General features: G+C 68.4%; 5 protein-coding genes. 2 read left to right on the top strand and 3 right to left on the bottom strand.

Features of this window, described 5'->3' with window-relative positions; genetic code table 11:
* The first annotated feature begins 78 nt into the window (after nt 1–78).
* Nucleotides 79–744, top strand: coding sequence for a pirin family protein (locus AOK24_RS30880; protein ID WP_206191291.1), 666 nt, complete (start codon nt 79–81; stop codon nt 742–744).
* On the opposite strand, the gene AOK24_RS30875 is transcribed toward AOK24_RS30880, so the two are convergent.
* Nucleotides 741–1223, bottom strand: a complete 483-nt coding sequence (locus AOK24_RS30875) for a hypothetical protein (RefSeq protein ID WP_206191290.1) — start codon at nt 1221–1223, stop codon at nt 741–743. The genes AOK24_RS30880 and AOK24_RS30875 overlap by 4 nt on opposite strands.
* 344 nt (nt 1224–1567) lie before the next feature.
* On the opposite strand from AOK24_RS30875, the gene AOK24_RS30870 reads away from it, so the two are divergent.
* On the top strand, nt 1568–7333 hold the full coding sequence (locus AOK24_RS30870) for a beta strand repeat-containing protein (RefSeq protein WP_055723332.1): 5766 nt from the start codon (nt 1568–1570) through the stop codon (nt 7331–7333).
* A 64-nt stretch (nt 7334–7397) separates the two neighbouring features.
* On the opposite strand, the gene AOK24_RS30865 is transcribed toward AOK24_RS30870, so the two are convergent.
* Together AOK24_RS30865 and AOK24_RS30860 are read right to left on the bottom strand one after the other, a co-directional pair.
* Entirely contained in the window at nt 7398–7592 is a 195-nt protein-coding gene (locus AOK24_RS30865; RefSeq protein ID WP_055723331.1) for a hypothetical protein, read from the bottom strand.
* Nucleotides 7593–7598: 6 nt separating this feature from the next.
* Nucleotides 7599–8450 (bottom strand): helix-turn-helix domain-containing protein, encoded by an 852-nt coding sequence (locus tag AOK24_RS30860; RefSeq protein WP_055723330.1) that lies wholly within the window; start codon nt 8448–8450, stop codon nt 7599–7601.
* Between the last annotated feature and the right edge of the window lie 247 nt (nt 8451–8697).

The following is an 8697-nucleotide window of genomic DNA, read 5'->3' as shown; positions in this document are numbered from 1 at the left end:
CGGTGGTGATCGGAGGGGGTGGGGCGGTGGTCGTGTGGGCGCGAGGTGGGTTTCGGGCCGGGATACCTTGGGGGTGTGATGGACGTGCGGCGCGGGGACGCGCGCTACCTGGGTGGTGATGCCGGGCTGGGCATCGAGACTTTGCACTCTTTTTCCTTCGGCCCCCACTACGACCCCGACAACCTCCGCTTCGGCGCCCTCATCGCCTGCAACGAGGAACGCCTCGCCCCCGGCGCCGGCTTCGACGAACACCCCCACTCCCACACCGAGATCGTCACCTGGGTCGTCTCCGGCGAGCTCACCCACCGCGACTCCGCCGGCCACGAGACGGTCGTCCGGCCCGGTGACGTCCAGCGCCTCTCCTCGGGGGCCGGTGTCCGCCACGTCGAACGCAACGCCGGGGACGTGCCGTTGGTCTTCCTCCAGATGTGGCTGGCCCCCCTCGACCCCGGCGGCGAACCCTCGTACGAGATCGTCCGGGGCATCGCCGACTCGACCCCGTACGCGGTTCCCGGCGCGGGGGCGATGCTGCACGTACGACGCCTGTCCACCGCCGGCGAGCGGATCGCCGTACCGGACGCCGGGCTCGGGTACGTCCACGTCGTACGCGGCGAAGTCCGGGTCGGGGCGTCGGAGTTGGCGGCTGGTGACGCCCTGCGGCTCACCGGCGAGGGGGAGTTGGAACTCGTCGCGCTCGGCGGTGGTGCCGAGGTGCTGATGTGGGAGATGGACGGGCGGCGCTAGCCCTCCGCGTTCTTCCACACCGTCACGTCGACCGTGACGTACCTGCTCGGGTCCGACGCCGGTGAGCTTCCCCGGTACGTGATCAGCGCGATGTGCCCGGCCGAGGAGTGCACGCACAGCCTTGTGCCCGTGGGGACTTGGGGGAGCGGGAGTTCGCGCGTGAAGCGGGTTTCCGTGCGGCAGGTCTGGAGCGTGCCCTGCTCCTTCGCGTCCAGGACGACGACCTTGCGGCCCACGCTGCCGATGAGTTCGTCGTCGTTGCCCTGGAAGAAGTAGAAGTCCGACTCCTCGGTGTTGCGGGTGGAGCCGCCGTTGTTCATCGGCTTCGGCGGGGTGTCCGTGAAGCGGATGAAGTGGTCGAGGGGGATGTCGATGCTCCGGTAGGTCCGGGGAGCCGGCGGCGCGGCGGACGCGGTGCTGCCGGCCGAGACCTTCGGGTCCGGGGCGTTGCCGGCCGAGTCGTCACCGGCATCGGCCATGAGGTTCGAGCCCCAGATGCCCAGGGGGACGAGGACTGCGGCGAGAACCAGGAAGGTCTTGGCGCGGCGGGGGGTATGCCGGGCCGGCGCCGGGGCTGCCTGCGCCGGTGGGATGAGGTTGCCACGCGTAGTCCTTAGGTCGGGTGGGGCTGCTCATCAGTGGCCACAGGCCCCGGAAAGGTTGCCGCGCTGTTCGCGTTCCTATACGTGCGCCCGCCGGGGACCGTTCGAGGGATTCCAGAAAGACACATATTTATGCCTTTCTGGTTAATTAAATCCCGATGGTAAGAGATAGCGATCATGACGGGAGTTTTCGCTGGTCGGGCGAGAGACAGGAGTGTTTGATGAGGCGTCAGAGCAGAACGGCGCGCTGGAGAGGCGGCGGACTGGCCGCGCTCCTGGCCGTGCTCGCGTTGCTCCTGTCCTGGCTGCCCCCGATGTGGGTGCCGACGGCGGCGGCCGTCCCGGCGGGGTCGGAGTACCCCGCCAACTGGTCGATCAGCGGTAACACCGCGACCGGCACCACGCCGAGCGGGGTCGTGGTCACCGCCACTGTCGCGGGGGCGGTGAACCCCCCGACGCAGGGCGACATCATCTTCTCCGGCACCCGTCCGGCGTACCTCCCGAGCGGTACGTCGGCGCTCAGCCTCGGCATCCAGAACTGCACCAACACCGCGTCGAACGGCTGCGGCTCGATCACGTACACGTTCTCCCAGCCCGTGAAGGCACCGATCTTCTACGTGGGAGCGGTGGGCGCGTACACCACTCTGTCGTCCTCGGTGTCGAGCTACCACGACCACCCGATCACGCTCGCGTCCGGCACCTTCAGCCTGGACTCGGCCGGTTCGCAGAGCCCTCGCATGGGCATCTCGAACGGCTCCAGGACGGTGGGTGTCGTCAACCCCCAGCAGTACGTGGGCGGTGCCCCCGGGGACGGATCGAGCTGCGGCACCTTCGGCTGCGGCGCCTACGACATCGCCACGGCGACCCCGACGATCACCAGTCTGACCCTGTACTACGGGTACGAGGGCAGCGGCAACAACGTCGACGGGTTCAACCAGATCCTCGGTATCACCCCCGCCAAGAGCTCCCTCTCCCTCACCAAGTCCGCGTCCCCGAGCCAGATCTCCAAGGCCGGGGACACGGTCACGTACTCGTACCAGGTGACCAATACCGGAGATGTAGACGTCTCCAACCCGAGAGTCACCGAGTCGTCGTTCTCGGGTACGGGTACCAAGCCGTCCGTCTCCTGTCCCACGGGTACGCTCGCCGTCGGCGCGTCGGTGACCTGCACCGTCACCTACACGGCGACCCAGGCGGACGTCGACGCCGGCCGGGTGACCAATACGGCGACGGCGACCGCGACCCCGCCGAGCGGGATGACGGCGCCGACGTCGAACTCCTCGACGGCGACCGTGACCGTCGCGCAGCGCCCGGCGCTGACCGTGCAGAAGACGGTCGCCGAGACCGGCGACCTGAACGCCGGGCAGACCCTCCACTACTCGTTCAAGGTCACCAACACCGGTAACGTCACGCTGAGTTCGACGCGGATCAACGAGACCGCGTTCACCGGCAGCGGCGGCACCCCCACGGTCTCCTGCCCCAACGTCCAGCTGGCACCCGGTACTTCGCTGACCTGTACGGCGACGTACACGGTGACGCAGGCGGACGTCGACGCGGGGACGATCTCCAACACCGCGACCGCGACCGGCACTCCGCCGAACAACGGCACGCCCGTCACCTCCACCCCGTCGACCGTGGTCGTGCCGTTCACGGCCAAGCCCGCGCTGACGGTGGCGAAGTCGGCGGACAAGCAGAACGTCGTCGTCGGCGACGTGATCACGTACTCGTACAAGGTCACCAACACCGGCAACGTGACGATGCGGAACGTCTCCGTCGCGGAGGGCACCTTCTCCGGCAGCGGCACCAGGCCGGCGCCCTCGTGCCCGGGCGCCGCGGGCTCCCTGGCGCCCGGCGCCTCGGTGACGTGCACGGCGACCTACACGGTGACGCAGGCGGACGTCGACGCCGGGAAGATCGACAACGCGGCGACGGCCACGGGCACACCCCCCACCGGAGGTACCCCGGTCTCCTCACCCCCGGGTACTACGACGGTGACGACCTCCCAGAAGCCCGCGCTGACCGTGGTCAAGTCGGCGGACCGTACGGACCTGATGGCGGGCCAGGCGGTGACGTACTCCTTCAGAGCCACGAACACCGGGAACGTCACCCTCACGAACGTCACCGTCAAGGAGGGGGCCTTCTCCGGTACGGGGACGATGTCGGCGGTCTCCTGCCCGGCCGCCGCGAGCTCGCTGGCGCCGGGGGCGTCGGTGACGTGCACGACGACGTACACGGTCACGCAGGCCGACGTGGACGCCGGGAAGCTCACCAACGCCGCGACCGCGACCGGCGTACCGCCGGGGACGACCACGCCGGTGGAGTCGCCGAGTTCGCCGAACACGATCACCGGGACGCAGGAGCCCGCGCTGACGGTCGCCAAGTCGGCCGACCGCACGGACCTGGTGGCGGGCCAGACGGTGACGTACTCCTACAGAGCTACGAACACCGGCAACGTCACCCTCACGAACCTCGTCGTCGACGAGAGCGGGTTCTCCGGGTCCGGGACGCTGTCGGCGATCACCTGCCCGAGCAACTGGCTCGCGCCCGGCGCCTCGGTGACCTGTACGGCGACGTACACGGTGACGCAGGCCGATGTCGACGCCGGGAAGCTCACCAACTCGGCGACCGTCTCGGGGACGCCGCCCAATACCTCGACACCGATCACCTCACCCCCGGGTACTACGACGGTGACGGGTACGCAGAAGCCCGCGCTGACCGTGGTGAAGTCCGCGGACCGTACGGACCTGGTACTGGGCCAGACGGTCACGTACTCCTTCAAGGTGACCAACACCGGCAACGTCACCATGAAGAACATCGACGTGAAGGACAGCGACTTCACCGGCTCCGGGACGCTCTCCGCGATCTCCTGCCCGGCCACGACGCTGGCGCCGAACGCCTCGACGACCTGTATGGCGACGTACACGGTGACGCAGGCCGACGTGGACGCGGGGACGATCTCCAACTCCGCGACGGCGAGAGGCACTCCGCCGAACAGCACCACTCCGGTCGACTCGCCGCCGTCCACGACGACGGTGCCCGGGACGCGGACTCCGGCGCTCAAGGTGGAGAAGTCGGCGGACCGTACGGACCTGGTGGTCGGGCAGACGGCGACGTACTCGTTCAAGGTCACGAACACCGGGAACGTCACCCTCAAGAACGTTGCCGTGCAGGAGGGTTCGTTCTCCGGTACGGGGTCCATGTCGGCCATCTCCTGCCCTGCCGGGGCGAGTTCGCTGGCGCCGGGTGCGGCGGTGACGTGTACGGCGACGTACGTCGTCACCCAAGCGGACGTGGATTCCGGCAAGTTGACCAACACGGCGACGGCGAACGGCGTACCGCCGGGGACGAACACCCCGGTCACCTCGCCGCCGAGCGACCCCACCACGATCACCGGCACGCAGAAGCCGGGGCTGACGACGACGAAGGCGGCCGACAAGACCTCGGTGGTCCTCGGGGACGTCATCACGTACACCTTCACGGTGACGAACACCGGCAACGTCACGCTGAGCAACGTCTCTGTGGACGAAGGGGAGTTCAGCGGTACGGGGACGATGTCCGACCCCGTCTGCTCGGCCGGCGCGAAGTCGCTGGCGCCCGGCGCGTCGACGACGTGCACGGCGACGTACTCGGTGACGCAGGCCGACGTGGACGCCGGGAAGGTCACCAACTCCGCGACCAGCAAGGGTGTTCCGCCGGGGACGACCACGCCGGTGATCTCGCCGCCGGGGACGACCACGGTGACCGTGGACCAGAAGCCGGCGCTGAAGCTGGAGAAGTCGGCGGACCGTACGGACCTCGTCGCCGGGCAGACGGTGACGTACGCGTTCAAGGTCACCAACACCGGGAACGTCACGATGCAGGACGTCTCGGTGAAGGAGGGGGACTTCAGCGGTACGGGGACGATGTCCGCGATCACCTGCCCGGGCGGCTCGCTGGCGCCGGGCGCTGTGGTGACCTGTACGGCGACGTACGTCGTCACCCAGGCGGACGTGGACGCGGGCAAGGTCACCAACTCGGCGACCCCCACGGGTACGCCCCCTGGTAGCACGACACCTCAGGACTACCCCCCAGGTACTACGACCCTGACCGGTACCCAGACGCCGGCCCTCACGGTGGTCAAGACCGCCGACCGTACGGACCTGGTACTCGGCCAGACGGTCACGTACTCCTTCAAGGCGACCAACACGGGCAACGTCACGCTGAAGGACGTCACGATCAAGGAGGGGGACTTCAGCGGTACGGGTACCCTCTCGGCGATCGTGTGTGCGGACGGCGCGAAGGCGCTGGCGCCGGGGGCCTCGGTGACCTGTACGGCGACGTACTCGGTGACCCAGGCCGATGTGGACGCCGGGAAGATCACCAACTCGGCTACCACCACGGGCGTACCTCCGCAGGGGGATACGCCGGTCACCTCGCCGCCGGGTACCACCACGGTGAACGTGGAGCAGAAGCCGGGGCTCAAGGTGGAGAAGTCCGCCGACCGGACCGACCTGGTGGTCGGGCAGACGGTGACGTACTCCTTCAAGGTCACGAACACCGGGAACGTCACCCTCAAGGACGTTGCCGTGCAGGAGGGTTCGTTCTCCGGTACGGGGACGATGTCGGCGATCACCTGTCCGGACGCGGCGAAGTCGCTGGCGCCCGGTGCCTCGGTGACCTGTACCGCCACGTACGTCGTCACTCAGGCCGACGTGGACGCGGGGAAGGTGACCAACACGGCGACCGGGACCGGGGTTCCGCCGAACACCACGACGCCGGTCACCTCGCCGCCGAGCGATCCGAACACGATCACCGGTACGCAGACGCCGGGGCTCAAGGTCGAGAAGAGCGCCGACAAGGCGGAGTTGGTGGTCGGTGAGACCATCACGTTCTCCTTCGAGGCGACGAACACCGGGAACGTGACTCTGGCCAACGTCACTGTTGTCGAAGGGGAGTTCAACGGCACGGGCACCCTGTCCGAGCCGTCCTGTCCCGACGGTGCGAAGTCGTTGGCGCCGGGTGCCTCCGTGACCTGCACGGCCACGTACGTCGTCACCCAAGCCGACGTCGACACGGGGCAGTTGGCGAACTCCGCGACCGTCAGCGGCGAGCCGCCGCTCGGCGGTGACCCGGTCACCTCGCCGCCGGACACGACCAAGGTGCCGACGGATGCGAAGCCGGGGCTGAAGGTCGTGAAGTCGGCGGACAAGAACGAGTTGGTGGCCGGGGAGACGATCACGTACTCGTTCGTCGTCACCAACACCGGCAACGTCTCGATGAACCAAATCGCCGTTCAGGAAGGGGAGTTCACCGGGGCCGGTCAGCTCTCCGAGGTGTCCTGCCCGGACGCGGCGAAGTCCCTCGCGCCGGGTGCCTCGGTGACCTGCACGGCCACCTACGCCGTCACCCAGGACGACGTCGACACCGGGAAGATCTCCAACTCGGCCACCGCGACCGGCATTCCGCCGGTCGGGCCGAACACGCCGGTGACCTCGCCGCCGGGTACGACCACGGTTCCGGCCGACCCCGAGCCGGGGCTGTCCGTCGAGAAGTCGGCGTCGCCGGATCGGGCCGTCAAGGCCGGGGAGACGATCACGTACTCGTTCCTGCTGGCCAACACGGGCAATGTGACGCTGTCCGATGTCCGGCCCGTGGAGACCGAGTTCACCGGGACCGGCAAGCTGTCGCCGATCAACTGCCCCGACGGGGCGGCCAAGTTGATCCCCGGGCAGCGGGTGACGTGTACGGCGACGTACGAGGTCACCGAGGCCGACGCGAAGTCCGGCAAGCTCAGCAATGCGGCGACCGGTACGGCGCGGGTGCCTGGCGGCGGTACACCGCCGACGCCGCCCACCTCGACGGTGACGGTGACGACCGTGCCGCCCGCGAAGCCGGAACTGCCGGAAACGGGCGACGAGTTCAACCCGTTGCTGATCGGGCTGGCCGTGTCGCTGGCCGCGGCTGGTGGGGGGCTGTTGTTGGCGGTGCGCCGCCGACGCGGCGAGTAGTGACCGCGTGAGGAGCGGGGCGTCTGCCGGGTGGCGGGCGCCCCGTTCGGCGTTGGGGGTGGGGTTAGAGGAGGTGGTCGGCTTTGCCGGCTTTGATTTCGAGGATGAGGGTGCGGAGGGCTTCGCGGGTGTCGGTGAGGGGGGTGGCTTCTTGTCCGGCGACGGCGATGTAGGCGTTGCCTGAGTCGTCGGTGCCGAGCCGGAAGCAGTTGCTGCCTTCCTGGCAGAAGGGGTCTTCCCAGGTGATGTTGTCGGGCATGATTCCTCAGAGTTCGCGTGCGATGGTGCGGATGAGGTCGCGTGAAGCTGCTGGTGGCAGCGCGGCGGCGTCCATCCAGTCCAGATGCGCACGATACTTCGTGAGTTGAGCCTCGGCGTCCGCGAATACCGGACCTTGTAGCGAGTCCAGTTGAACGGTGTCGAGTTGAGGGACAGGGCCGTGGGCGTATCCGATGGCGTGCCCGGCGCCGGGGAAGTCGCCGACGGACATGGGGATGATCCGTACGTCGATCTCGTCCCGCTCGGATAGCTCGGCGAGGTGCGTCAGCTGCTCCCGCGTGGCCTTGGTGCCGCCGAACTGCATACGCAGGGCTGCCTCGTGCGTGTAGGCAAGGTAGGGGAGGGGGTCAGGGCGCTCGAACACCTGCTGGCGCGCCATCCGGTGGGCGACCCGCAGCTCCACTTCCAGCCTGCTGATCGACGGCAGTCCGGCGCCGAAGATGCCTCGTGCGTACTCCTCGGTCTGCAACAGGCCGGGGACGTGCATGAATTGGACCGTCTGCAACCGCGTCGCGTGCCACTCCAGCTCGGCGATGTCCAACAGCCCTGCGGGCAGGGTGCCTCGGTACTGCTCCCACCAGCCGCGTTCCTTGTACTCGGCCATGGCGACCAGCGCGTTGACGTAACTCTCGTCCGTGCACTCGTAGTTGCAGGCGAGCGTGCGGACCCGGTCGGCCGAGAACGTGCGGATGCCTGACTCCATGTTGGACAGGCGGGTCCGGTCGATGCCGAGGAGTCCGGCGGCGTACTCGGTCGTCTGCCCGGCTGCCGTCCGCATCTTCCGCAGCTCCATACCCAGGCGCTTCTGCCGCTGAGTCGGCGTGTTCCTCGTGGCCATGCTGCCCCTAACGCACGTGTGGTCGCCTCAAGTCTGCCGTGGGCACGGTAACCGAGTCCAACACGAGTGGGGTAATTATTCGAGAACCGATGGACAGTTAACGGAACAACTCCCTACAGTCGGTCATGGCTCAGTTACTGAGCCCCTCAATCCCCACGCGCCCCAAGGGAGTTGCCGTGACCATCGACCTGCCCGGAGACGGAATCTGTCGGTCGCCCCGTCTCAACCCCACCCCCCTCCCCTTCAC

The organism is Streptomyces niveiscabiei (genome assembly GCF_001419795.1).
Lineage (GTDB): Bacteria > Actinomycetota > Actinomycetes > Streptomycetales > Streptomycetaceae > Streptomyces > Streptomyces niveiscabiei.
Note: the sequence above shows the minus strand (reverse complement) of the source record. Positions and strands in the feature narration are given on the sequence as shown.